This is a genomic window from Isoptericola sp. NPDC055063 (genome assembly GCF_053608125.1).
In genome coordinates this window covers 16,752-41,896 of sequence record NZ_JBSGUW010000007.1, presented here as the reverse complement: position 1 = coordinate 41,896, position 25,145 = coordinate 16,752, and the positions used below count along the sequence as shown (strand labels likewise).

The window sequence follows — 25,145 nt, the reverse complement described above, 5'->3', positions numbered from 1 at the left end:
CCGGACGAACCGGGACGGGGGTTGCGGACCGGTCAGACTGTCCGCGTAGGGTGTCGGCCATGTCCACCGCGCACGAGGGCGAAGGCGCTCTCGGGGAACTTCTGGACCCCGAGCTGCCCGCCGCCACCTATGTCCTGGAGCCCGACGTCGTGGAGCCGCTGACGCGGCGCATCGTCACCTCCCACTCCGCCGGGACGCACCGCTCGACGCTGCCCTTCACGGGAGCCCCGCTCGCGGCGTTCCCGCTGTCGTCGCCGGACGACGTGGCGACGGCCGTCGGGCGCGGCCGGGCGGCGCAGGCCGAGTGGGCCCGCACGCCCGTCCGGGAGCGCGCCGCCGTGCTCGACCGCCTCGGCGCGCTCGTGCTCGCGCGGCAGTCGGAGATCCTCGACCTGATCCAGATGGAGTCGGGCAAGGCGCGCCGCAGCGCGTTCGAGGAGGTCGCCGACGTCGCGCAGGTGTGCCGGCACTACGCCGTGCGCGGCGCGCGGTACCTGGCCGACCGGCGCGAGCCGGGGCTGCTGCCGGCGCTCACCGGGGTGCGCGTGCACCGCCGCCCCGTGGGGGTGGTCGGAGCCATCGCGCCGTGGAACTACCCGCTGACGCTCGTGCTGTCCGAGGCGGTGCCCGCGCTGCTCGCAGGGAACGCCGTGGTGGTCAAGCCGGACCCGCAGACCACCCTCTCGGCCCTGTGGGTCGCCGAGGTGCTGCAGGACGCCGGCCTGCCCGACGACCTGTTCCTCGTCGTCACCGGCGGCGGCGAGATCGGTGCCGCCCTCGTGCAGCACGTGGACCACGTCGCGTTCACCGGGTCCACCGCGACGGGCCGCAAGGTGGCCGCGCAGGCGGGGGAGCGGCTCATCGGCGCGACGCTCGAGCTGGGCGGCAAGAACCCGCTGTACGTCACGGCCGACGCCGACCTGGACTCCACGGTGCCGGGCGTCGTGCGGGCGTGCTTCGCCAACGCGGGCCAGCTGTGCATGTCGATCGAGCGCCTCGTGCTGCACGAGCGGATCGCCGACGAGTTCCTGGAGCGGTTCACGGCCGCCGTCCGCGACCTCACGCTCGGCACCGGTCTCGACTACACGTCCGACGTCGGCTCGCTGGTCTCCGCGGCGCAGCTCGACCGCGTCACCGAGCACGTGGACGACGCCCTCGCCAAGGGCGCCCGCGCCCTGGTCGGCGGCGTGCACCGCTCCGACGTCGGCCCCTTCTTCTACGCGCCGACCGTGCTCGACGACGTCCCCGAGGACGCGCTGTGCGCCCGCGAGGAGACGTTCGGGCCCGTGGTCGCGGTGACGCGCGTCGCCTCGGACGACGAGGCCGTGCGCGTCATGAACGACACGGACCTCGGCCTCAACGCGAGCATCTGGTCCCGCGACGTCGCCCGCGCCCGCCGCCTCGCGGCGCGCGTCGAGGCCGGCACGGTGAACATCAACGACGGCTACACCTCCGCGTGGGGCTCCCCGGGCGCGCCGATGGGCGGGTTCAAGGCCTCCGGGCTGGGGCGGCGGCACGGCCGCGAGGCCGTCGACGCGCTGACCGAGGCGCAGACCGTGGCCGTGCAGCGGGGCGCCCGCCTGGGCCTGTCCATGGACACGCTCTACGCGCTCGGCGGGGAGACACCCAGCCGGCTGCTCACCGTGGCGCTCGGCGCCATGCGCCGGCTGCGCCTGCCCTAGCCGAGCTCGCGCACGGCGGCGCGCCACGACGCGGGGACCTCGCGCACGTGCCACCACAGCCAGTGGCGCGGGGTGGCGCTCGCCGACGAGACGCCCAGGCCCTGGGCGTCCAGGCCCGCGCGGGCGCAGCTGAACAGAGCGCGGCGCAGGTGGTAGTCCTGCGTGACGACGACGGCGGTCCGCGCCCCGGTGAGGTCGACCGTCCGGCGGCACGACGCCGTGGTGTCGAGGCCGTCGCGGTCCAGGGTGAGCGCCTCGTCGGGCACGCCCCGGGCGAGGATCCACTCGCGCATCGAGGCGGGCTCGTCGTAGGGCGTGCCGTCCCGGCGCGGCTGGCCGTCGCCGCTGAGCACCACGCGGTCGGCGACGCCCGCGTGGTAGAGCTCGGCCGCCGCGTCGACCCGCCGCCGCAGGTAGGTGGACGGGGTACCGTCGGGACGCAGGCCGGCGCCCAGCACGAGGATCGCGTCGACGGGCTCGACCGCCTCGACCGACGGGCGCACGCGGGACTGGCCGGTGAGCTGCACCCAGGCGACCGGGACCACCAGGGCGACGGCGAGCGCGCCGAGCGTCGCGGCGGTGGCGACCAGGGTCCGGCGGCGCCGGCGCGGGTGGGCGGGACGTCCGGGCGGGGTCGCGGTCACGACGGCAACCTAGCGCCCGGCGGCCAGCCCGTCCCGCTCGCCGCGCAGGTTGCGCCGCGCGGCGTCGTCCCAGCGCCTGGCGGCGGCGGCGGAGCGGTACAGGTGCGGCATCCCCGCGAGCTGGTCGAGGACGGCGGCGCGGCCGGTGCGGAAGGCGTCGTCCGGCACGTGCCCGTACTCCGCCCGCACCTGCGCGGCGTACCGGGCGTAGCGGCGGGGGTCCGCGCCGAGCACGGCCAGATCGGCGTCGCTGACGAGCGCGCCCGACGCGTCGCCCGGTCCCGGCGCGTGGTCGGTCGTGACGAGGACGAGGCGCTCGACCTCGGCGACGTCGCCCGTCGTCAGCCCGCGGGCGCGCCCGGCCGGGCGCGCGGTCCCGGCGAGCGGGCCGAGCAGCGTTGCGACCAGCCCCGCCGAGCGCTCCTCGTCGCGGCCCGCCTCGCCGTCGTGCACGGCGTCGTGGAACCACAGCGCGACGGCCGCGTGCCAGGCGTCCCCCGGTGCGCCGTCGGCCGTCAGCAGGTCCAGGGAGTCGAGGGAGTCGGCCAGGTGCAGCCGCGAGTGGTAGACGCGGTGCGGCTCGCGCCAGCGGTCCACGAGGTCCTGCCCCACGGCGTCGACCCCGGCGTCGGGAAGCTCCCACAGCCGCGCCCACCGCGCGCGCAGCGCGTCGCGGGAGGCCCGCCGGCGCTCCCACCCCGGCACCCGCAGCACCGAGCCGGCGAGCCGCCGTGACAGCTCGCCGCCCGTGACGGGCACGGCGCCCGCGGCGACGAGGGCGTCGTGCAGGTCGGCGGGGACGTCGTAGTGGTCGAGGTCGAACGCCCGGTCGCGCACCCCCTGCGCGCGGGCGAAGGCCCGCAGCTCGTGCAGGGAGCTGTCGGACACGAGGTGGGACCACAGCGTGCCGTGGGCGGGCCACGCGGGCGGGTCGAGCCAGAGCGTCATCGGCCCGCCCCCCGGTCGACGCGTGAGTAGACGAGCGCGCCCGGCACCTCGCCGCGCGCGCCGAGGTCCTCGCCCCGCGCGAAGGCGCCCCACACCGCCCGCACCCCGCGGGCGCTGCGCTGCAGGTCCTCCCAGGACGCGCCGTCCGTGAGGGCCGCCGTCGCCCACGCCTTCTCGTCGCCGAAGAGCAGCGGCAGGTCCACCGTGTGGGCGGCGCCCCACGGGTTGCCCTGCGCCGCCCACGTCACGACGTACCGGTACGCGGTGCCCCCGGCCGCCGCGTGCCGGGCGGCGAACCGGCGCGCGGGACGCCCGTAGACCCGGGCGGTGACGGCCGCGACCATCGCGCGCCGCGCCCACGGCCCGACGACGGGCAGCTCGGCGATCCGGCGCACGGCGGGCAGGCGGCGCACGAAGAGCCGCGCCTCCTCGGCGGTGCTGCCGACGAGCAGCGCCACCTGCGGGGCCGCGGCGTCCCACGCCGCGACAACCTCGTCCTCGGGCGGCAGCGGGTCGTGGCCGTACTGGGTGCCGAACGGCATCGCGGCGCGCAGCCCGAAGCCGCGCGCGACGTCGCCGACCCGCGCCTCCGCGGCCACGACGTCGTCGACCGGCGTACGCGCCGACACGCCGGCCGCGGCGCGCGCCATGGCGGCGTTCATCCGCGCCCGGCCGCGGGAGATGCCCAGCGGCGCGCTCTGGACGATCGCACGGGAGAACAGGCCCGCCGCGGCCGGCGCCGCCATGAGGTGCGCGACGGCGTCCCCGCCCGCGGACTGCCCGAAGAGGGTGACGCGCGCCGGGTCGCCCCCGAACGCTGCGATGTTGCGCCGCACCCAGCGCAGCGCCTCGAGCTGGTCGAGCAGCCCCAGGTTGGCGGGGCGGTCCGGGCCGCCGTCGCCCAGGTAGCCGAACAGGCCCAGGCGGTAGGTCACCGTCACCACGACCACCCGCTGCTCCGCGACCAGCGGGCGCGGGTCCATGACCGGCACGTCCCCGGCGCCGGCGGTGTACGAGCCGCCGTGGATCCACACCATGACGGGCAGCCGGTCGTCGGGGCCCGCGTCGGCGGGCATCGTCACCGACAGGCGCTGGCAGTCCTCGTCGACGGGCACGCCCGACCCGGCCGGGCCCAGCACCTCGTCGAGGAGCGGCACCGGCCCCTGCGGGCACGCGGGCGACCAGGACGTCGCCTCCAGCACCTCGGCGCGGTCGGGGGCGGGCACCGGGCGCCGGAAGCGCTCGGCGTGCGCGTAGGGGATGCCGGTGGCGCGGCGGACGTCGCCGTCCGCCCAGCCGCGGACCGGGCCGCAGGGAGGACTGAAGTGCAGCGTCACGCGTCGAGACTACGGCGGGAGGGCGCGACGCGGGGCCCGGCTTGCGGCGGGCCCGCCCCGCCGGGAATGCTCGGCGCATGACTGCCACGGGGGACGGCGCCCATCTCGTCGTCATGGGCGTCGCGGGGTCCGGCAAGACGACGGTGGCGGCCCTGCTCGCCGACCGTCTCGGCCTGGAGCTCGCGGAGGCCGACGACTTCCACCCGGCCGCGAACGTCGCCAAGATGCACGCCGGCCACCCGCTGACCGACGAGGACCGGGCCCCGTGGCTCCTGGCGATCCGCGACTGGCTGGACGGTCACTCGGGCGGCGGGCGGCACGCCGTCGTCACCTGCTCCGCGCTGAAGCGGGCCTACCGCGACGTGCTGCGCACCGCCCACAGCCCCGTCCGGTTCGTCCACCTGGACGGCCCGCGCGAGCTGCTCGCCGAGCGGCTGGCCGCCCGCAAGGGGCACTTCATGCCGCCGTCCCTGCTCGACTCCCAGCTCGAGACCCTCGAGCCGCTCGACCCCGACGAGGACGGCTTCACCGTCGGGATCGGGCCGGCGCCCGAGGAGATCGTCGACGAGATCGTGGCGCGCCTCGGCCTGGGGTGACGCTCAGCCGGACGTGACCGACGACGTGGGGCCCAGGTGCTCCACGGCCTCCACGCACTGCCGCGCGATCGCCAGCTCCTCCATCGTCGGGATCACCATGACCAGCGTGGACGTCCAGTCCGGGGAGATGATGCGCTCCGCACCCGGGCGCTCGTTGCGCTCCGGGTCGACCGCGATACCCATGCCCTCCAGCCCCTCGCAGACCGCGGCCCGCACGCGCGCGTCGTTCTCCCCGACTCCCGCCGTGAACGCGAGGACGTCCACCCGGCCCAGCAGGGCGGCGTAGGCGCCCACGTACTTCTTCAGCCGGTGGACGTAGACGTCGAACGCGAGCGCCGCGGCCTCGTCGCCCCCGTCGATGAGCCGGCGCAGCTCGCGGAAGTCGTTGACGCCCGAGAGCCCGAGCATCCCCGAGCGCTTGTTCAGCAGGGTGTCCAGCTCGTCGATGCTCATCCCGGCGTTGCGGGCGAGGTGGAAGACGACGGCCGGGTCGACGTCGCCCGACCGCGTGCCCATCACCAGCCCCTCCAGCGGCGTCAGGCCCATGGACGTGTCGATCGGGACGCCGCCGGCCACCGCCGACGCCGACGCCCCGTTGCCCAGGTGCAGCACGATCGTGTGCAGGTCCTGGACCCGGCGGCCCAGCACCCGCGCCACCTTGCCGGCCACGTACTGGTGGCTGGTGCCGTGGAACCCGTACCGGCGCACGTCGTACTCCTTCGCGACCCCCCGGTCGATGGCGTAGGTGTACGCCTCCGCGGGCAGCCCCTGGAAGAACGCCGTGTCGAAGACGGCGACGTGGGGGACGTCGGACAGCAGCTCCCGCGCCACCCGGATGCCCTGCACGTTGGCCGGGTTGTGCAGGGGGGCGAGGGGGACCAGCGCGTCGATGCGCGCCACGACGTCGTCGTCCACCACGACCGGCCCCGAGAACTCCGCGCCCCCGTGCACCACCCGGTGCCCGACCGCGTAGATGCCGGCGTCCGCGAGGCGGGGGCCGATCTCGTCGAACATGCCGAGGGCGAGGCGCAGCGCCTCGCCGTGGTCGGGCACCTCGAGCTCGCGGCGCGTCCGGTTGCCCGCGAACGTGTGCGTGACGATGCCCGACGGCTCGCCGATGCGCTCGATCGTGCCCGCCGCGATCGCCTCCCCGCCCACGGGGTTGACGAGCTGGTACTTGAGCGACGACGAGCCCGAGTTGAGGACCAGCACCGACCCGTGCGCCCCGTACGCGCTGTACGGGGTGGGGCGCTCGGCCTCGGGGACGATGCTCATGCGGTGGCCTCCTGGTGGTCCTCGGCCCGGTCCTTGTCCTGTGCCTGGGCCTGGATCGCGGTGATGGCGACGGTGTTGACGATGTCGGCCACGAGCGCGCCGCGCGACAGGTCGTTCACCGGCTTGTTCAGGCCCTGCAGCACGGGGCCGACGGCCACCGCGCCCGCGGAGCGCTGCACCGCCTTGTAGGTGTTGTTGCCCGTGTTGAGGTCGGGGAAGACGAACACCGTCGCCTGCCCGGCCACCGACGACTCCGGCAGCTTGGACTTCGCGACCGACGCGTCGACAGCGGCGTCGTACTGGATCGGGCCCTCCACGGACAGGTCGGGGCGACGCTCGCGGACCAGGCCGGTGGCCGTGCGCACCTTGTCGACGTCGGCACCCGAGCCGGACGTGCCCGTCGAGTACGACAGCATCGCGACCTTCGGGTCCACGCCGAACTGCGCGGCCGTGGCCGACGAGGAGATGGCGATGTCCGCGAGCTGCTCCGCCGTCGGGTCGGGGATGACGGCGCAGTCGCCGTACACGAGCACCCGGTCCGTCAGGCACATGAGGAACACCGACGACACCACCGAGACGCCGGGCTGGGTCTTGACGATCTCGAACGACGGCCGGATGGTGTGCGCCGTCGTGTGCGCGGCGCCCGAGACCATCCCGTCGGCGAGGCCGAGGTGCACCATCATCGTGCCGAAGTACGACACGTCGGTGACGATCTCGCGGGCCCGCTCCACCGTCATGCCCTTGTGCGCGCGCAGCTTCGCGTACTCGGTCGCGAAGAGCTCGACGTGCTCGGGGTCGGTGGGGGCCAGGACCGTGGCCGCGGCGATGTCGAGCCCGAGCTCGGCGGCCCGCGCCCGGATCGACGTCTCGTCGCCCAGGATCACGAGGTCCGCGATGCCGCGGGCCAGCACGGTGGACGCGGCGCGCAGGATGCGGTCGTCGTCGCCCTCGGGCAGCACCACCCGGCGGCGGTCGCCGCGGGCGCGTTCGATGAGCTCGTACTCGAACATCAGCGGCGTCACGACGCGCGTGCGCGGCAGGTCGAGGCGGGCCAGCAGCGCGGCCCCGTCCACGTGCTGCTCGAACAGGGCCCGCGCCACGTCGATCTTGCGCGTCGAGGAGACGGTCACGTAGCCGTGCGTCTCGGCCGCGCGACGGGCGGCGTGGAACGTGTCCAGCCGGGTCGCGACCACCGGCACGCGCGGGCCGAGCGCCGCGAGGAGCTGCGCGATCACCCCGCGCGGCACGTAGCCGCCGGTGAGCATGATGCCCGCCAGCGACGGGAACGTCGCGGCGGCGTGGGCGGACAGCAGCCCGAGCAGCACGTCCGACCGGTCGCCCGGCAGGATGACCACCGCGCCGTCGGACAGGTGGTCGAGCACGTGCTCGAACGACATCGCCCCGACGATGACCTCCAGCGCCTCGCGGCCCAGCAGGTCGGGGTCGCCGAGCATCAGCGTGCCCTCGACCGCCTCGGTGAGCCGGCCCACCGTGGGCGCGTGGAGGAACGGCTCCTCGGGGATCGTCCACACGGGCAGGTCGAGGTCGCCGACGAGCGCCGTCGGCCCCGAGGCGAGGACGGCCGGCGTGCTCCGGTTCACGACCACGCCGACGGGCTGGGCGTGGTTGGCGCGCAGCTCGACGACGCTCAGCCGCACCAGGGCGCGGACGTCCTCCGCCGTGCGACCCCGCCCGGACGCCACGAGCAGCACCGGGGCGCCCAGGTTGGCCGCGACGCGGGCGTTGAACGCCAGCTCGGTGGCGCCCGCGACGTCCGTGTAGTCCGTCCCGACCACGACCACCGCGTCGCACCGCTCCGCCACCGCGTGGTAGCGGTCGAGGATCCTGGCCAGCGCCGCCTCGGGGTCGGCGTGCACGTCGTCGTACGTGACGCCGACCGCGTCCTCGTAGGAGAGGTCCACGCCGTCGTGCGCGAGCAGCATCTCCAGCACGTGGTCGCGCGGGGCGTCGCCCCCCGCGTCCGACGCCGGCGGCGACGGGACGCGGGAGACGGCGCGGAACACCCCGACGCGGGAGACCTGCCGGACCAGCAGGTCCAGCACGCCCAGCGCGACCGTCGACTTGCCGGTCTCGCCCTCGGGGGAGGCGATGTAGATGCTGCGAGACGTACCGGTCACTCGTTGTCGCCACCCGTCGCCGTCGCGGCGTCGTACTGCGGGCCGCCCTGCTCGGTGGCGGTGTCGCCGGCGTCCGGCCACACCCAGTCGCGCACCTCGGGGATGTCCTCGCCGTGCTCGCGGGTGTACTGCCGTGCCGCGAGGCGCGCGTCCACCATCTCCTGGCGCAGGCCGGCGTACTTCGAGCGCAGCGACGGCACCCGGTCGATGACGTCGACCACCAGGTGGTAGCGGTCGATGTCGTTGAGCATCGCCATGTCGAAGGGCGTCGTCGTGGTGCCCTCCTCCTTGAAGCCGCGCACGTGGATGTTGGCGTGGTTGGTGCGGCGGTAGGTGAGGCGGTGGATGAGCCACGGGTAGCCGTGGTAGTTGAAGATCACCGGCCGGTCAGCGGTGAACAGCGTGTCGAAGTCCTTGTCCGACAGGCCGTGCGGGTGCTCCTTCTCGTCCTGGAGCCGCATGAGGTCGACGACGTTGACCACGCGGACCTTGAGGTCCGGGATGCGGCGGCGCAGGATGTCGGCCGCGGCGAGCACCTCGAGCGTCGGGACGTCGCCCGCCGCGCCCAGCACGACGTCGGGCTCCGTGCCCTCCACCTCCGTGCCCGCCCACTCCCAGATGCCCAGACCGCGCGTGCAGTGCGCGACGGCCTGCTCCATCGAGAGGAACTGCGGCGCCGGCTGCTTGCCCGCCACCACGACGTTCACGTACTGGCGGCTCTGCAGGCAGTGGCTGTAGGTGCTGAGCAGGGTGTTCGCGTCCGGCGGCAGGTACACCCGGACGATCTCGGCCTTCTTGTTCACGACGTGGTCGATGAAGCCCGGGTCCTGGTGGCTGAAGCCGTTGTGGTCCTGGCGCCACACGTGGCTGGAGAGCAGGTAGTTGAGGCTCGCGACCGGGCGCCGCCACGGGATGTCGTTCGTGACCTTGAGCCACTTGGCGTGCTGGTTGAACATCGAGTCGACGATGTGGATGAAGGCCTCGTAGCTGGTGAACAGGCCGTGCCGCCCGGTGAGCAGGTAGCCCTCCAGCCAGCCCTGGCACTGGTGCTCGCTCAGCATCTCCATGACGCGGCCGGCGCGGGCGAGGTGCTCGTCGACGTCGGGCCCGAAGAACTCCGCGTTCCACTGCTTGTCCGTGACCTCGTAGACCGCCTGGAGGCGGTTGGACGCCGTCTCGTCGGGGCCGAAGATCCGGAAATTGTCCGGGTTGAGGCGCACGACGTCGGTGAGCCACTGCCCGAGGACGCGCGTCGCCTCGGCGACCGAGCCGCCGGGCGCCTCGACCTCCACCCCGTAGTCGCGGAAGTCCGGCAGGCGCAGGTCCTTGAGCAGCAGGCCGCCGTTGGTGTGCGGGTTGGCGCTCATGCGCAGCTCGCCCTCGGGCGCCTGCTCGGCGATCTCCGGGAGCAGCCGGCCCGTGGTGTCGAACAGCTCGTGCGCGCGGTACGACTCGAGCCAGCCGCGCAGCACCTCCAGGTGCTCCGGGGTGTCCCTGGCGCTCGCGAGCGGCACCTGGTGGGCGCGCCACGAGTCCTCGGTCTTCTTGCCGTCGATGACGGGAGGGCAGGTCCAGCCCTTCGGCGTGCGGAAGACGATCATCGGCCACGCGGGGCGCTCGTCGTTGCCCGCCGCGGCCTCCGCCTTGATCCGCGCGATGTGGTCGAGAACCTCGTCGAGGAGGCGCGCGAAGCGGGCGTGCGCGGCTGCATGGTCCTCGCCGTCGAACCCGCCGACGAAGAAGTACGGGGTGTGGCCGTAGCCGATCATGAGGTCGCGCAGCTCGTCGTCGCTGATGCGGCCCAGCACCGTCGGGTTGGCGATCTTGTAGCCGTTGAGGTGCAGGATCGGCAGCACGACGCCGTCGGTCCGCGCGTTGACGAACTTGTTGGAGTGCCAGCTCGTGGCGAGCGGCCCCGTCTCGGCCTCGCCGTCGCCGACGACGGCCGCGACCAGCAGGTCCGGGTTGTCGAACGCGGCGCCGTACGCGTGGCTGAGCGCGTAGCCCAGCTCGCCGCCCTCGTGGATGGATCCCGGCGTCTCCGGCGCCACGTGCGACGGGATACCGCCAGGGAACGAGAACTGGCGGAAGAGCCGCCGCAGGCCCTCGTCGTCCTGCGTGATGTCCGAGTAGGTCTCGGAGTACGTGCCCTCGAGGTAGGTGTTCGCCACCAGGCCGGGGCCGCCGTGGCCGGGGCCGGCGACGTAGATCGTGGACTGCTCGCGCTCCTTGATCGCCCGGTTGAGGTGCGCGTACAGGAAGTTGAGGCCGGGCGTCGTGCCCCAGTGGCCCAGCAGCCGCGGCTTCACGTGGTCGCGCGTGAGGGGCTCGCGCATCAGCGGGTTGTCCAGCAGGTAGATCTGCCCGATGGACAGGTAGTTCGCCGCTCGCCACCACCGGTCGATCCGGTCGATCGCCTCGGCCGAGATCTCTGTGCCGCCGCCGGCACGCCACGGGGTGGGGCTGACGGTCGGGGTGGTCGTGGTGCTCATCACACGCTCCTGGGGCTCGGGGGAAGACCGGCGCCTTCATTCCACCGCACCGGGGAGGCCCGCGCAGCACGACCCGCGAGGTCAGCGGCGTGACGTCGATCTGCCGGCGCGTCAGGTGCCGTCGCAGGACCGATTCCTGTGCTGCGCCCCGCGCCGATTACGGTGGTGCCGTGCCCAGCCCCCAGCCCGCCCGCAGGTCGTTCTGGGCGGTGGCCCTCCAGCCCCGCATGATCGGGATCCTGCTCCTCTTCCTGCTCGCGGCCGCCGTCTGCGGCCGCCTCGGGGTGTGGCAGCTCGACCGCGCCTACCAGCGCGCCGCGGTCGCCGCCCAGCAGGAGGCCGCGGAGCAGGCGGCCCACGGCCCGGAGGCGCTCGGCGACCTCCTGGAGCCGCAGACGTCGTTCCCCGGCGAGCTGGTCGGCACCGAGGCGTGGGTCACCGGCACGTACGAGCCCGAGGACCAGGTGCTCGTCGCCGGGCGCGCGCTCGACGGCCGCACCGGCTACCTCGTCCTCACGCCGCTGCGCGTCACCGACGACGGCACGGGCGGCGCGTCGTGGGCGGACCTGTCCGGCCCGCCCGTGCTGCCCGTCGTCCGCGGCTGGGTGGACTCGCCTAACCCCGACGCGGCCGCGCTCGAGGTGCCCGACGGCGAGGTGCGCGTCACCGGGTGGCTGCAGGCGTCGGAGTCGCTCCAGGAGGGCGGCGCGCCGCTGCCCGACAACCCGGACGGGCCGCCCCTCGTCGACTCCATCTCCACCGGGTCGCTGGTCAACACGTGGGGCGGCCCGATCTACTCCGGGTACGTCGTGCTCACGACGTCGGACCCCGCGCAGGCGACCGCCGCAGAAGGTGGGCCCGCGCTGCTGCCGCGCCCGGTGCTCGAGGGCAGCGACGGCGTCAACCTGCAGAACCTGTTCTACGCGCTGCAGTGGTGGGTCTTCGGCCTCTTCGCCGTGCTGTTGTGGGTGCGCCTGGTGCGCGACGAGGCCGCCGGCACGAAGCGCGGCCGCGGCCACGACGACACCGACGACCCCGTGGGCACCGGCATCGCCGGCCTGCCGGGCTGAGACCGCTCCGCCATCATCGACGCATGGCGAGCATCGACCTCAAGCGAGACCCGGGGCTCCACTACCGCGCGGCGACGGCGCCGGCGCTCGTGACGCTGCCCGCCCGCTCGTTCCTCATGATCGACGGCGAGGGCGACCCGAACACGGCCCCCGCGTACCGCGAGGCGGTCGCGACGCTGTACCCGCTCGCGTACGCGCTGCGGGCGGCGATCAAGGAGGCGACGGGCGACGCGTACACGGTCCTGCCGCTCGAGGGCCTGTGGTGGGCCGAGGACATGAGCCGGTTCAGCGTGGACGCCAAGGACGAGTGGCGCTGGACGCTGATGATCGGCCTGCCGGACGCCGTCGAGCAGGTCGACGCCGCCGACGTGCTGGCCCGCGCCGTCGCCGCGAAGCGGCCGCCCGCCGGCGACCGCGTCCGCCTGGAGGTCTACGACGAGGGCGCGGCCGCGCAGGTGCTGCACCGCGGCCCGTTCGCCACCGAGCCGGAGACCGTCGAGCGGCTGCACGCGTTCGTCGCCGCCGAGGGACGGGCGCTGCGCGGCGTGCACCACGAGATCTACCTGTCCGACCTGCGTCGCACCGCCCCCGAGCGTCTGTGCACCGTGATCCGTCAGCCCGTCGCGCCGAGGTAGTTCCGAACCCGCCGAGGTAGTGGTCTGGTCCACTACTTCGGCGAGATCCGGACTACCTCGCGGTCACTCGTGCTGCCAGCTGTGCCAGAGCTTGGCGTAGTCGCCGCCGGCGGCGACGAGGTCGTCGTGCGGGCCGATCTCGGTGATGCGGCCGCCGTCGACGACGGCGACGCGGTCCGCGTCGTGCGCCGTGTGCAGGCGGTGTGCGATGGCGACCACGGTGCGGCCGGTGAGCACGGCGTTGAGCGACCGCTCGAGGTGGCGGGCGGCGCGCGGGTCGAGCAGCGACGTCGCCTCGTCGAGGACGAGCGTGTGCGGGTCGAGCAGCACCAGCCGCGCGAGCGCGACCTGCTGCGCCTGCGCCGGGGTGAGGGTGTGCCCGCCCGACCCGACGGCCGTCTCGAGCCCCTCGGGCAGCGCGGACGCCCAGCTCGCCGCGTCGACGGCGCCCAGCGCGCCCCAGAGGGCGTCGTCGGTGGCCGACGTGTCCGCGAGGCGCAGGTTCTCCGCCAGCGACCCGACGAACACGTGGTGCTCCTGCGTCACCAGCGCGACGTGGTGGCGCAGGTCCTCCAGCGGCAGCTCGACGAGCGGCACCTCGCCCACGGTGACCGACCCGCCCGTGGGCGGGTGGATGCCCGCGAGCATGCGGCCCAGGGTCGACTTGCCCGCACCGGACGGCCCGACGACGGCCAGCCGCTCGCCGGGAGCGAGGTCGAGGTCGATGCCGTGCAGCACGTCGTGACCCTCGCGGTACGCGTACCGCACCGACCGGGCGCGCACGTCCTCCGACGTCGGGACGGCGGTGCCGGCGGTGCGGTCCGGGCCGACGAGGCCGACGCCGACGACGCGCGCCAGCGCGACGGCCGCGACCTGCAGCTCGTCGAGCCAGAACACGAGGTCGAACACCGGGCCGCCCATCTGGTGGCCGTACATCGCGATCGTGGCGACGGTGCCCACCGTGGTGACGTCCTGCGAGACGAGCCAGCCGCCCCACAGGATGACGACGATCGGCGCGATCGCGACCGCGGCGTCCAGCGACGGGATGAGCCGCAGCCGCAGGCCCAGGGTGTACGACTCGGCGTCGAACGCCTCGCGCAGGTCGCGGTCAATCCGCCGGCGCACCCGCCCGCCGAGGTGCAGCGCGTCGGTGGTGCGGGCGCCCTCCACGGCCTCCGTGATGGAGCCGTTGATGGTGGCGTACGCGGCCGACTCCCGCAGGTAGCCCGGCGTGGCCCGCTTGAGGTACCAGCGGGTGGCCACGACGATCAGCGGCACGCCCGTCAGCAGGCCGATCGCGACCAGCGGGCTGGCGAGGAACGACGCGACGAGGGTCAGCGCGATCGTCACGATGCAGACGAGCACGCGGGGCACGCCGAACCGGACGGCGTGCTGCAGCTTGTTCACGTCGTTGGTGGTGCGCGCGACGAGGTCGCCGGTGCCGGCCTTCTCGACCGTGGACAGCGGCAGCCGCGTCACGGCGTCCATGAACTCCTCGCGCAGGTCCGCGAAGACCCGCTCCCCGAACACCATGGACAGCCGCTGCGCGTACCGCGTGATGACGGCCTGCGCGACGACGGCGCCCACGAGGATCATCGCCAGGGAGTCGACGGCCGACAGGGTGGTGCCGGCGGCGACCTTGTCGATGATCCGGCCCAGCAGGAACGGGCCCGCGAGGCCGGCGAGCGCGGCGAGCGTGTGCAGCACCGCGACACCGCCGAGCTGGCCGCGGTGGCGCCGGAACAGGCGGCCGACGGTGCGGTTGACCTCGGCCTGGTCGGCGATCGGCAGCAGGTTCGGGTTGGGGGTGCCGGACGACGGGGGTGCGGCGGCGGGGGCGCTCATCGCGCGGCTCCTTCCAGGTCGGTGTCGCTGATCTCGTCGGACTCGTTCTCGGCCTCGTCCTCGGCCTCGTCCTCGGCCATGCTCCGGCCGACGACGGCGCGGTACGCCGCACCGTGCTCGTCCCGGCGCGCGAGCAGCTCGGCGTGCGTGCCGCTGGCGGCCACGGTCGCGTCGGCGTCCAGCAGGACGACCTCGTCGACGTGGTCGAGCACGAGCGGGCTCGCGGTGACCACCAGGGTGGTGCGGCCGCGGCGGACCTCGCTCACGCGCTCGGCGATCCGCGCCTCGGTGTGGGCGTCCACCGCGCTGGTGGGCTCCACGAGCACGAGGATCTCCGGCTCGGTGAGCAGGGCGCGCGCCAGCGCGACGCGCTGCCGCTGCCCGCCCGACAGGGACCGGCCCTTCTCCGGCAGCTCGCCGGCGAGCCCGCCGGGCACGCTGTCGAGCACGTCGTGCGCGTCGGCGGTGACCATCGCGGCCAGCAGGTCGGCCTCGGTGGCGCGGCCGCGGGCGTCGAGCGCCTCGCCGAGCACGCCCGAGAACAGGTGCGGCGTCGCCTCGGAGACCACGACGCGGTGGCGCAGCGCATCCTTGTCGAGGTCGGCCAGCAGCACCCCGCCGAGGCGGACCGGCGTGCCGGCCTCGGCCTCGTCGTCGAGCCGCCCCAGCCGCGTCGCGATGCGCGCCGAGGCGTCCGGGTCGGCGCTGACGAGGCCGACCACGCGGCCGTCGCGCAGCACCAGGCCGCTGGTCTCGTCGACCAGGTCGGCGCCGGCGCCGGGCGCGTCGGCGGGGGTCTCCGAGGACGGCGTCGCCTCGGCGACGCGCAGCACGTCGAGGATCTTGCGTGACGAGATCACGGCGCGGATGACCATCTGCAGCATCTGCGTGGCCATCTGCACCGGCCAGGCGAGGAACGCGGCGTAGCCGTAGAACGTCACGAGCTGACCGCTGGTGATCTCGCCGCGGACGGCGGCACGGGCGCCCAGCCACAGCACGAGCGCGGCGAGCAGCCCGGGCAGCAGCACCTGCAGGCCGTCGAGCACCGACTGCAGCACGGCGACGCGCACGCCCTGGTGGCGCACCTCCTGCGACTGGCGCGCGTAGCGGGCGGCGAACTCGTCCTCGCCGCCGATGCCGCGCAGGATGCGCAGCCCGGAGACGGTGTCCGCGCCGAGCGAGGTGAGCCGGCCGGTGGCCTCGCGCTGCGTGGTCTGGCGGGACTGCAGCGGCTTGACCAGCAGGCCGAGCACGACGGCGACCGCGGGGATGCCGAGCGCCAGGACCAGTCCGAGCTGCACGTGCTGGGACAGCATGATCGCGACGACCACGACGTACGCCAGCACGCCGCCGGTGAACCGGCCGGCCATGGAGAACATGTCGCCGACGCGCAGCGCGTCGTTCGCGACGGCGGACACGACCTCGCCGGTGGGCAGCTTGCGCGTGATCGCGTGCCCCGCGCGCGACGCCTTGTAGCCGACGAGCTGGGAGAACGACAGCGACGCCCGGACCCAGTTCTCGACGTCCCAGATGTGGTTGAAGATGCCGGCGACGACGATGACGAGCGCGGCGCCGAGCATCGCGCCGCACCACAGGAACAGCGGGCCGCCGAAGCCCTGCGACAGGCCCTCGTCGATGGCGCGGCCGATCAGCAGCGGGGCCGCGGCCGACGCGAGCATCGCCACCACGCCCGCCACCAGGGACTTCGCCAGCACGTCGCGCTGGCGCCACCCCTGCCACGCGAGGAGCTTGGCCGGGGAGGTCAGAGGAGGGTTGCCCACGTCGGGCAGGGGGAGGGGTCGCACGGGGATCAAGCGTACGGACGCGTACCGACACCGGGCGACGGTTTATCGCGCCTACGATGCTGGGGTGAGCACGCCGCAGCAGACCCCCGCCGCCACCCAGGCCCAGGCCGAGACCGCCATCCGCAAGGCCCGTGGGTCGCTGAAGCGCTACCGGTTCATGGCGATCCTCACCGGCTGCATGCTGCTGGTGCTGTGCGTCGAGATGTTCTTCAAGTACGTGGTCCCGGTCGAGGTCGTCGTCGACTACATGGGCTGGGTCCCGTTCGCCCACGGCTGGATCTACGTGGTCTACCTCGTGACCGTCCTGGACCTGTGGTCCAAGATGCGCTGGGGCTTCGGCCGCCTGGCCACGATGGTCTTCGCCGGCGTCGTGCCGGTGATGTCGTTCATCCTCGAGAAGCGCGTGCACGCGGGGGCCGACGCGAAGCTCGGCGCCCTCGCGGAGCGGTACTCGGCATGACGTCGCTCGCCCCGCTCGTCGCGCCGGGCCCGCCGCTCGACGCCGGACGCCTCGCCCGGTACGCCCGGCACCTGCCGCTGCCGGGCGTCGGCGCCCAGGGGCAGCGTCGGCTCGCCGCGGCGCGCGTGCTGGTCGTGGGGGCGGGCGGCCTGGGCAGCCCGGCCCTGCAGTACCTCGCGGCCGCGGGCGTGGGCACGCTCGGCGTCGTCGACGACGACGTCGTGGACGTCTCGAACCTGCAGCGCCAGGTGGTGCACGGCACCGCCTACGTCGGCCGGCCCAAGGTGGACTCGGTCCGGGACCGCCTCGCGGACCTGGCGCCCGACGTCGAGGTCGTGGCCCACGCGGAGCGGCTGACCCCCGAGAACGTGCTCGACATCCTGCGCGGGTACGACCTCGTGCTCGACGGGGCCGACAACTTCCCGACGCGCTACCTCGTGTCCGACGCCGCGGAGATCCTCGGCGTGCCGGTCGTGTGGGGCGCGATCCACCAGTTCGACGGCCAGGTGGCCGTGTTCTGGGGCGCGCCGGTGCGCGAGGACGGTACCCGCGAGCGCGGCGCCACCTACCGCGACGTCTTCCCCGTCCCCCCGCCGCCCGGCACCGTGCCGGACTGCGCGACGGGCGGCGTGCTGGGCGCGCTGTGCGGCACCGTCGGTTCGGTCATGGCCACCGAGGCCGTCAAGCTGATCACCGGCGCGGGCACCACGCTGCTCGGCCGCATCGCCGTCTACGACGCCCTCGACCTCACGTGGCGCCAGCTCGCCGTCCGCCCGGACCCGACCCGCGAGCCCGTCGCGGCCCTGCTCGCCGACGACGCCGCGTACGCCGCGTTCTGCGGCCTGCCCGCGCCGTCGGGCGGGTCGGCCGACGCCCGCGCCACGGTCGCGGGGCTGGGCCCCGCCAGCGTGAGCGCGCAGGACGCCGCCGCGCTGCTCGCGGGCGACGCGCCCGTCGCGCTCGTGGACGTGCGCGAGGACTGGGAGGTCCAGGCGCTGCCGGTCGCGGGCGCGACCGTGGCGCCGAGCGGCACGTTCCTGGGCGGAGGGGACGACGCCGCGGCGGCGGTCGCAGCGCTGCCCGCCGACCGCCCCGTGCTGCTGGTCTGCGCGGCCGGCGCGCGCTCGGCCCGCGTGGCCGACGTCGCCCGCGCCGCCGGCGTCGACGCCCGCTCCGTCGAGGGCGGCGCCCCGGCGCTCCTCCTCGCCGTCTGACGCCGAGGTAGTCCGAAACCCCGCGAGTCCCGTTCCCGCCGAGGTAGTGGTCTGGTCCACTACCTCGGCAAGAACGGAACTACCTCGGCAGATCTGGGACTACCTCAGCGGGCGGGTGCCCCCGTCAGAGGGCGAGGTCGAGGCGCCCGTCGGGGGAGGAGCTGGCCAGGGCGCCCTCGCGGCGCGGGATGCGCCCCGCGCCGGCGGCCAGCCGGCCGGCCTGCACGGCGAGGCGCATGGCGTGCGCCATGCGGACCGGGTCGGCGGCCCGCGTGACGGCCGTGGCGAGGAGGACACCGGCGCAGCCGAGCTCCATCGCCAGCGCGGCGTCGGACGCCGTGCCGACCCCGGCGTCGAGGATGACCGGCACCCGCGCGGCGGCCGCGATCGCCTCGATGTTGCGCGGGTTGAGCACGCCCAGGCCGGTGCCGATGGGCGCGCCGAGCGGCATGACGGCGGCGCACCCGACGTCCTCCAGCCGCCGCGCCAGGATCGGGTCGTCGTTGGTGTACGGCAGCACGACGAACCCGTCGCGCACCAGCGCGTCGGCCGCCTCGACGAGGCCGATCGGGTCGGGCAGCAGGGTGACGTCGTCGGCGATCACCTCGAGCTTGACCCAGTCGGTGCCGCACGCCTCACGGGCGAGCTGCGCGGTGAGCACGGCCTCCCGGGCGGAGAAGCAGCCGGCCGTGTTGGGCAGGGCGCGGATGCCGAGCCGCTCCAGGAGTCCCCAGATGCCGCCGTCCTCGGCGCCCGCCCCGCCGGGCCGCACGGCGACGCGGCGCATCGCCACGGTGGTGAGGCCGGTGCCCGACGCGACCAGCGCGTCCTCGAGCGTCATGAGGTTCGACGCGCCGCCCGTGCCCATGACGAGGCGCGAGCCGATCGTGGTGCCGGCGATCTCGAACGGGTCGGCGAGCGGGTCGGCCGACGGGTCGGTGAGGGTCGTGGTGCTGGTCATGGTTCCTCCGTGCTTCGTGGTCAGCCGCCCTGGACGGCGGTGACGATCTCGACCCGGTCGCCGGGCGCGATGCGGGTGCCCGCCCACAGGCCGCGGGGGACGACGGCGTCGTTGACGGCGACGGCGATGCCCTGCGCCGTACCGTCGGCGACGAACGCCGGGACGAGGGCTGCGACGAGCGCCTCGACGCCGTCGCCGTGCGGCCCGTCGAGGGGGTAGGGCTCGCCGTTCACGACGGCGGTGGCGGTGCTCGTGCTCGGGCTCATGGGTGTGCTCCTTCAGGGTCGGGGCGGGCGGCAGGCGCGAAGCGCCGCGGATCGGCCGCGGCGAGCGAGTCGTCGGGCGGCGCCCCGCCGGTCAGCTCTGCCACGACCGCGTCGGCCGTGAGCGGCGCGAGCAGCACGCCGTTGCGCCCGTGCCCGACGGCGGCCAGCAGCCCGGGCGCGGCGGTGCTCCCGACGAGCGGCAGGTTGTCGGGGGTGGCGGGGCGGGCGCGCGGCGTGACGTCGACGAGCGCCGCCTCGTCGATGCCGGGCACGAGGGCGCGCGCGTCGCGCAGGAGGGCGAACACGCCCCCGGCCTCGGCCCGACGGTCGTCCGGGCGCTCGTCGCTGGTGGCCCCCACGACGATCTCCCGGTGCCCCGGCCCGCCGCCGGGTCCCGACCGGGTGCCCGGCGCCCGCGGCACGAGATACACCGGCCGCCCCTGCACGGTGCCGCGCACCACGTGCTCCAGCGCGAGCTCGGGGCCGGCGTCCAGCCGCAGGGTGATCCCCTTGACGGGCCGCACCGGCACCCTGGCCTCCGGCACCCCGTCGAGCAGCCCCACCGGCGGTACGACGCCGGTCGCGAGCACGACGGCGCCCGCGGCGTGGCGCGCGCCGGCGTCGTCGTGCGCCGCGACCACCCGGCCCGCGCCGTCGCGCTCCAGCCGCACCGCCGCACGCCGCACGACCGCGCCGCCCAGCACGTCGACGAGCGCCGCGTGCACCCCGCGCGGGTCGACGGCGAGGTCGCCCTCGACGACGGCGGCCCCGGCCAGCCGCGGCCCGAGGTACGGCTCCCGGCGCCGCGCGTCGGCCACCGGGACCTCCGCGGACGCGAGCCCCCACTCCCGGTGCAGCGCCAGCACGCGGCGCAGCAGGGCGGCGTCGTCGGCGTCGTACGCGACGGCGAGCGAGCCGGCGCGCAGCAGGGGGACGTCGCGGCCGGTCGCGGCGGCGAGGTCGGCGGCGTACGACGGCCAGCGGGCGGCGGACGCGAGGTTGAGGCGGGCGAGGTCCCGCTCGCCGAAGTCGGCCTCGCTGACCGCCGCGAGCATCCCCGCGGCCGCGCGGGTGGCGCCGTCGCCGGGGGACGGGTCGAGGACCGTGACGGACAGCCCGGCCGTGGCGGCGCGCCACGCGACGGCGAGGCCGACGATGCCACCTCCGACCACGACGAGGTCGACGACGTCGCGGGCGGACTCAGGTGCGGACGTGGGTGTGGACGTAAGCATGTGCGCTCCCTTCGCTGGCATGACCCAGATCAGGTTCGACGGTCGGCTCCTGCGCCCTCTCAGCCCCGAGCGGGGCTCCCGTGCGCGGCCACTGTAACCCGGGCCGTGGTTACCCTGACTGGCGTGACCACGACCCGTGCCCGCCTCGCCGACGCCCGCCTGTACCTGTGCACCGACGCCCGCGAGGACCGCGGCGACCTGGAGGACTTCCTGCACGCGGCGCTCGCGGGCGGGGTCGACGTCGTGCAGCTGCGCGACAAGTCCCTCGACGTGGCGCGCGAGCTGGAGATCCAGGCGGTCGTGGCCCGCGTCGCCGCGGAGCACGGCGCGCTCTGGGCGGTGAACGACCGGGCCGACGTCGCGCAGCTCACCGGCGCTCCCGTCGTGCACATGGGGCAGCGGGACCTGCCCGTGCCGGCCGTGCGCGAGCTGCTCGGCGCGGAGCCGGTCCTGGGCCGTTCCACGCACTCCGCCGACCAGGCCGCGGAGGCCGAGGCCGACCCGGACGTCGACTACTTCTGCGTGGGCCCGCTGTGGGCCACGCCCACCAAGCCCGGTCGTGCGGCCGTCGGCCTCGACCTGCTGCGCGAGGTCGCGGCGACCCGCCCGGCGACGCCGTGGTTCGCCATCGGCGGGGTCGACGCCGAGCGGCTGGACGCCGTGCTCGACGCCGGCGCGTCGCGCGTCGTCGTCGTGCGCGCGATCACCCAGGCGCCCGACCCCGAGCGGGCCGCCCGCGAGCTGCGCGAGCGGCTGGGCTGACACGGGCGCCCGAGGTCTGTGACCTGGGGAGTTCTCCCCATGGATGCCTCGGGCGGGCCCCGCCGACGCGTGCCACAGTGGGCACCTGCCCCCCACCACGGCCGGGACCGGCCGTGCGCCCCGACCCTGGAGGACGCATGTCCGCACGGACCGCACGCGCCCGCACCACCGCGACCCTCGCCCTCGCCGGCACGCTCCTGCTCGCCGGCTGCACCGGCAGCTCCGGCGACGACGGGGCCGGTACGAAGGGCGAGGCCGCCCCCGCGGAGCAGGCCGCCGCCGACCCGGGCACCGCCACCGTCGCCGACCAGGTGATGGCGGAGCAGAAGATCGCCACGCCGCACGGGGGCGGTGACGCCCACGGCGGAGAGCTCACGGTGACGCTCCGCTCCGTGGAGGTCGGCGCCGAGAACATGACCGTGCGATGGGCGCTGCGCTGGGACGACGACGAGTCGCCCGCCGACGCCGGCGCCAGCTACTACGACATGGGCGTCGTGCCCGCGACGACCGTGACGGACCGCGCGGCGCTCAAGGCCTACAAGCCCTACTGCACCGAGGGGGCCTGGCAGCTGGACAGCGACGACGCGTCGCAGGTGTCGCTGGCCCAGCTCAGGTGCAGGGAGTCGATGCTGGTCTCGCCGCTCGAGAACATCACGTTCAAGTTCCCCAACCACGGCACGATCGAGGCGTCCGCCGTGCTGCCTGCTCCCGACGGCGAGCCCGCGACCGTGGACGTGCTGCCCGCGGAGGGGCTGCCGCTGTTCACGGACGCGACGGTCACCTACGGCGACGGGGCCGCGCAGTGACACCCCGCCGTCCGCGGACGCTCGCCGCCGCGGCGCTCGCGGCGCTGCTCGTGACGGCTTTCGCGCCATCGGCCGACGCCGAGGAGGCGAGCCCATCGTCGTCGGCGTCGTCGTCCGGCACGCCGTCGGCGGACCCGGAGCTGATGACGACGGCGCACGAGGCGCTCGCGGAGCAGGACGCGGCGATCGAGGCTGCCGAGGTCACCGACGCGATGCGCGCGGACTCGACGCTCGACCTGCGAGCGCCGGACTCGACGTTCGACCTCCGGCCCGACGACTCCACGACCGTGCTGGAGAAGACGCAGGAGAAGGCGGACGACACGGTCGTCACGCTGACCTCCGACCTGCTGTTCGACTTCGGCAAGGCGACGCTGACGCCGGAGGCGGAGGCCGCCGTCGCGGCGCTGGCCGACGACGTCCCGCAGGACGCGGCGGTGCACGTGGACGGCTACACGGACTCCGTGGGCTCGGACGCGTTCAACCGGCGCCTGTCGACGAAGCGCGCGCACGCCGTCGCCGACGTGCTCGCGGCGGAGCGTCCGGACCTCACGCTGAAGGTGCAGGGCCACGGCGAGGCGGACCCGGTCGCGGACAACGAGGTGAGCGGTGACGACAACCCCGCCGGCCGCGCGCTGAACCGCCGGGTCGAGGTGACCTACCCCACCGCGTGACCGGCGCGAGGGGCCGGGAGGGGGTGCGTCCGACGGCTACGATGGCTCGGTGACGTCTCCCGCCACCGACTCCCCCCGCCCGGTCCTGGTCGTCGACTTCGGCGCCCAGTACGCCCAGCTCATCGCGCGCCGCGTGCGCGAGGCCAGCGTGTACTCCGAGATCGTGCCGCACACGTTCACCACGGAGCAGATGCTCGCCAAGAACCCGGCGGCGATCATCCTCTCGGGCGGACCCTCGTCGGTGTACGCCGCCGGCGCGCCGTTCGTGGACCCGGCGCTGTTCGAGGCCGGCGTGCCGGTGCTCGGCATCTGCTACGGCTTCCAGGCGATGGCGCAGGCTCTCGGCGGCACCGTCGCCCAGACGGGGCAGCGCGAGTACGGCGGCACCGAGGTCGAGGTCTGCGAGGCCGGCGTGCTGCTGGCCGGCACGCCCGACCACCAGACCACGTGGATGAGCCACGGCGACTCCGTGCACGCGGCGCCCGAGGGCTTCACCGTCCTCGCGACCTCCTCCGGCTCGCCCGTCGCGGCGATCGAGGACACCGGTCGCCGCCTGTACGGCGTGCAGTGGCACCCCGAGGTCAAGCACTCCGCGCACGGCCAGGCCGTGCTGGAGAAGTTCCTCTACGAGGGCGCCGGCCTGAAGCCCGACTGGACGCCCGGCAACGTCATCGCCGACCAGGTCGCCGCGATCCGCGCGCAGGTCGGCGACGCGCGCGTCATCTGCGCCCTGTCGGGCGGCGTGGACTCCGCCGTCGCGGCCGCGCTGGTCCAGCGCGCCGTCGGCGACCAGCTCACCTGCGTGCACGTGGACCACGGCCTGCTGCGCGAGGGCGAGGTCGAGCAGATCGAGCGCGACTTCGTCGCGTCCACGGGCGTGAAGCTCATCATCCGCGACGAGAAGGAGCGGTTCCTGTCCGCCCTCGCGGGCGTGAGCGACCCCGAGACGAAGCGCAAGATCATCGGCCGCGAGTTCATCCGCGTCTTCGAGGACGCGCAGCGCGACATCGTCGCCGAGGCAGGCGCCCACGGCGAGGAGGTCAAGTTCCTCGTGCAGGGCACGCTGTACCCGGACGTCGTGGAGTCGGGCGGTGGCGAGGGCGCGGCCAACATCAAGAGCCACCACAACGTGGGCGGCCTGCCGGACGACCTGCAGTTCGAGCTGGTCGAGCCGCTGCGCACGCTGTTCAAGGACGAGGTCCGCGCGGTGGGCCGCGAGCTCGGCGTGCCGGAGGAGATCGTCTCCCGCCAGCCGTTCCCGGGCCCCGGCCTGGGCATCCGCATCGTCGGCGAGGTCACGGCCGAGCGCCTGGAGACCCTGCGCAAGGCGGACGCCATCGCCCGCGAGGAGCTCACCAGGGCCGGCCTGGACGACGAGATCTGGCAGTGCCCCGTGGTGCTGCTGGCGGACGTCCGCTCCGTCGGCGTGCAGGGCGACGGCCGCACCTACGGCCACCCGATCGTGCTGCGCCCGGTGTCGTCGGAGGACGCCATGACGGCCGACTGGACGCGCCTGCCCTACGACGTGCTGTCCGTCATCTCGACCCGCATCACCAACGAGGTGAGCGAGGTCAACCGCGTGGTGCTCGACGTGACGAGCAAGCCGCCGGGCACCATCGAGTGGGAGTGACGACCCGCGGCCCCGCCCCCCGGAAGGGGAGCGGGGTCGCGGTCGTCCCGGGCGTCGCGGCGCGGGAGCGGGTCAGGAGATCGCGAACGAGCTCGCCCGGTTGTTGAGCGAGCCGAGCTTGCTGCTGCGGTCGACCCAGCCGGTGTGGGCGCCGTTCTTCGACGCCCCGTCGAACAGCTTGATGTCGCAGTGGTTGTAGGTCTTGACCGACGTCACCCTGTTCGACATCGCGCCGAGGACGGAGCCGCCCTCGTTGTCCGTGGTCTTGGCCGTACAGCCCACCTTGTACTTCGGGTTGAAGATCACGACCTGGCGGCCGGTGTATCCCGCCCCGTCCCAGAGCCGCGCCACGACGAGCCCCTTGCCGTAGGCGTAGGGCTTGCAGCCGAACGTGCCGTCGAGGACGGCGCAGTAGAGCGTGCCCGATGCCGCGGTGGCGGCGACGTCCTGCACGGTGACGGGCCTGTCGCCGGTCACCTTCTGGACCTGGACGGGCGCGGCGCCGTCGTCGGGCGCCGCCGTGGCGGCCGGGCCGGTGAGGCCCAGGGCTGCGATCGCCGCGATGCCGCCGGCCACGGCGGCGAGCCGGGCGCGGCGGGTGCGGGTGCGGGTCGTGATGGTCATCGTCGCTCCTCACGTCAGCCGGCGATCCCCTCTGTCGCCGGTCTGCGAGTGA

Annotated in this window: 22 protein-coding genes and 1 riboswitch; of the genes, 10 read left to right on the top strand and 12 right to left on the bottom strand. The window is 74.9% G+C overall.

Features of this window, described 5'->3' with window-relative positions:
* Positions 1-59 precede the first annotated feature (59 nt).
* Positions 60-1,682, top strand: a complete 1,623-nt coding sequence (locus ACWF41_RS10000) for a succinic semialdehyde dehydrogenase (protein WP_380317596.1) — start codon at positions 60-62, stop codon at positions 1,680-1,682.
* On the opposite strand, the gene ACWF41_RS09995 is transcribed toward ACWF41_RS10000, so the two are convergent.
* From ACWF41_RS09995 to ACWF41_RS09985, 3 genes are read right to left on the bottom strand one after another with little or no spacing between them, the layout of a single operon-like run.
* Positions 1,679-2,326 carry a SanA/YdcF family protein gene (locus ACWF41_RS09995; protein ID WP_380317593.1) on the bottom strand — a complete coding sequence of 216 codons (648 nt, stop codon included), beginning with the start codon at positions 2,324-2,326 and terminating at the stop codon, positions 1,679-1,681. The two genes, ACWF41_RS10000 and ACWF41_RS09995, sit on opposite strands and share 4 nt — an antisense overlap.
* Before the next feature lie 9 nt (positions 2,327-2,335).
* Complete coding sequence (locus ACWF41_RS09990) at positions 2,336-3,274, bottom strand: DUF4031 domain-containing protein (RefSeq protein ID WP_380317590.1); 939 nt, start codon at positions 3,272-3,274, stop codon at positions 2,336-2,338.
* Positions 3,271-4,611 (bottom strand): carboxylesterase family protein, encoded by a 1,341-nt coding sequence (locus tag ACWF41_RS09985; protein WP_380317587.1) that lies wholly within the window; start codon positions 4,609-4,611, stop codon positions 3,271-3,273. Before ACWF41_RS09985 ends, ACWF41_RS09990 begins: the two co-directional genes overlap by 4 nt.
* A 77-nt stretch (positions 4,612-4,688) precedes the next feature.
* On the opposite strand from ACWF41_RS09985, the gene ACWF41_RS09980 reads away from it, so the two are divergent.
* Positions 4,689-5,207 carry a gluconokinase gene (locus ACWF41_RS09980; RefSeq protein WP_380317584.1) on the top strand — a complete coding sequence of 173 codons (519 nt, stop codon included), beginning with the start codon at positions 4,689-4,691 and terminating at the stop codon, positions 5,205-5,207.
* 3 nt (positions 5,208-5,210) lie between these two features.
* Here ACWF41_RS09980 and ACWF41_RS09975 read toward each other — a convergent pair whose 3' ends face one another.
* Genes ACWF41_RS09975 through ACWF41_RS09965 form a run of 3 tightly spaced genes read right to left on the bottom strand, consistent with a single transcriptional unit; the run spans position 5,211 to position 11,112 of the window.
* Positions 5,211-6,482 (bottom strand): acetate/propionate family kinase, encoded by a 1,272-nt coding sequence (locus ACWF41_RS09975; RefSeq protein ID WP_380317581.1) that lies wholly within the window; start codon positions 6,480-6,482, stop codon positions 5,211-5,213.
* A complete protein-coding gene (gene pta / locus ACWF41_RS09970; protein ID WP_380317578.1) occupies positions 6,479-8,620 on the bottom strand; it encodes a phosphate acetyltransferase in 2,142 nt (713 codons plus the stop codon). The genes ACWF41_RS09975 and pta overlap by 4 nt, the downstream gene beginning before the upstream one ends.
* Positions 8,617-11,112, bottom strand: a complete 2,496-nt coding sequence (locus ACWF41_RS09965; protein WP_380317575.1) for a phosphoketolase family protein — start codon at positions 11,110-11,112, stop codon at positions 8,617-8,619. Before ACWF41_RS09965 ends, pta begins: the two co-directional genes overlap by 4 nt.
* A 170-nt stretch (positions 11,113-11,282) precedes the next feature.
* Between ACWF41_RS09965 and ACWF41_RS09960 the strand changes: the two genes are divergently transcribed.
* A complete protein-coding gene (locus tag ACWF41_RS09960; RefSeq protein ID WP_380317572.1) occupies positions 11,283-12,182 on the top strand; it encodes an SURF1 family protein in 900 nt (299 codons plus the stop codon).
* Between the two features lie 23 nt (positions 12,183-12,205).
* Positions 12,206-12,817: a GyrI-like domain-containing protein gene (locus ACWF41_RS09955; protein ID WP_380317569.1), complete on the top strand. Its 612-nt coding sequence runs from the start codon at positions 12,206-12,208 to the stop codon at positions 12,815-12,817.
* A 63-nt stretch (positions 12,818-12,880) separates the two neighbouring features.
* Here ACWF41_RS09955 and ACWF41_RS09950 read toward each other — a convergent pair whose 3' ends face one another.
* A complete protein-coding gene (locus ACWF41_RS09950) occupies positions 12,881-14,662 on the bottom strand; it encodes an ABC transporter ATP-binding protein (protein ID WP_380317566.1) in 1,782 nt (593 codons plus the stop codon).
* Positions 14,659-16,473: an ABC transporter ATP-binding protein gene (locus tag ACWF41_RS09945; RefSeq protein ID WP_380317629.1), complete on the bottom strand. Its 1,815-nt coding sequence runs from the start codon at positions 16,471-16,473 to the stop codon at positions 14,659-14,661. Before ACWF41_RS09945 ends, ACWF41_RS09950 begins: the two co-directional genes overlap by 4 nt.
* Positions 16,474-16,531: 58 nt before the next feature.
* Here ACWF41_RS09945 and ACWF41_RS09940 point away from each other — a divergent pair, with 58 nt between their 5' ends.
* Both ACWF41_RS09940 and ACWF41_RS09935 read left to right on the top strand, forming a co-directional pair.
* Positions 16,532-16,927 (top strand): DUF3817 domain-containing protein, encoded by a 396-nt coding sequence (locus tag ACWF41_RS09940; protein WP_380317563.1) that lies wholly within the window; start codon positions 16,532-16,534, stop codon positions 16,925-16,927.
* On the top strand, positions 16,924-18,141 hold the full coding sequence (locus ACWF41_RS09935) for a ThiF family adenylyltransferase (protein WP_380317560.1): 1,218 nt from the start codon (positions 16,924-16,926) through the stop codon (positions 18,139-18,141). Before ACWF41_RS09940 ends, ACWF41_RS09935 begins: the two co-directional genes overlap by 4 nt.
* 124 nt (positions 18,142-18,265) lie before the next feature.
* Here ACWF41_RS09935 and ACWF41_RS09930 read toward each other — a convergent pair whose 3' ends face one another.
* The 3 genes from ACWF41_RS09930 to thiO all read right to left on the bottom strand — a co-directional run bounded on the left by ACWF41_RS09930 (position 18,266) and on the right by thiO (position 20,600).
* Positions 18,266-19,102, bottom strand: a complete 837-nt coding sequence (locus ACWF41_RS09930) for a thiazole synthase (protein ID WP_380317557.1) — start codon at positions 19,100-19,102, stop codon at positions 18,266-18,268.
* Between the two features lie 20 nt (positions 19,103-19,122).
* Positions 19,123-19,368, bottom strand: coding sequence for a sulfur carrier protein ThiS (gene thiS, locus ACWF41_RS09925; protein WP_380317554.1), 246 nt, complete (start codon positions 19,366-19,368; stop codon positions 19,123-19,125).
* Positions 19,365-20,600, bottom strand: a complete 1,236-nt coding sequence (thiO, locus tag ACWF41_RS09920) for a glycine oxidase ThiO (RefSeq protein ID WP_380317551.1) — start codon at positions 20,598-20,600, stop codon at positions 19,365-19,367. Before thiO ends, thiS begins: the two co-directional genes overlap by 4 nt.
* A riboswitch (TPP riboswitch) is annotated at positions 20,590-20,692 on the bottom strand. It overlaps the preceding gene by 11 nt.
* A gap of 22 nt (positions 20,693-20,714) precedes the next feature.
* Between thiO and thiE the strand changes: the two genes are divergently transcribed.
* The 4 genes from thiE (at position 20,715) to guaA (ending at position 24,469) form a co-directional block, all read left to right on the top strand.
* Complete coding sequence (gene thiE, locus ACWF41_RS09915) at positions 20,715-21,362, top strand: thiamine phosphate synthase (protein WP_380317626.1); 648 nt, start codon at positions 20,715-20,717, stop codon at positions 21,360-21,362.
* A gap of 137 nt (positions 21,363-21,499) precedes the next feature.
* The gene (locus ACWF41_RS09910; RefSeq protein WP_380317549.1) at positions 21,500-22,168 is read left to right on the top strand and encodes a hypothetical protein; all 669 of its coding nucleotides are present in this window, start codon (positions 21,500-21,502) and stop codon (positions 22,166-22,168) included.
* Positions 22,165-22,839 carry an OmpA family protein gene (locus ACWF41_RS09905; protein ID WP_380317546.1) on the top strand — a complete coding sequence of 225 codons (675 nt, stop codon included), beginning with the start codon at positions 22,165-22,167 and terminating at the stop codon, positions 22,837-22,839. Before ACWF41_RS09910 ends, ACWF41_RS09905 begins: the two co-directional genes overlap by 4 nt.
* A 49-nt stretch (positions 22,840-22,888) precedes the next feature.
* A complete protein-coding gene (gene guaA / locus ACWF41_RS09900; protein ID WP_380317543.1) occupies positions 22,889-24,469 on the top strand; it encodes a glutamine-hydrolyzing GMP synthase in 1,581 nt (526 codons plus the stop codon).
* A 72-nt stretch (positions 24,470-24,541) separates the two neighbouring features.
* Here the strand turns inward: guaA and ACWF41_RS09895 are convergent, their stop codons facing one another.
* Positions 24,542-25,093 (bottom strand): hypothetical protein, encoded by a 552-nt coding sequence (locus tag ACWF41_RS09895; RefSeq protein WP_380317540.1) that lies wholly within the window; start codon positions 25,091-25,093, stop codon positions 24,542-24,544.
* Between the last annotated feature and the right edge of the window lie 52 nt (positions 25,094-25,145).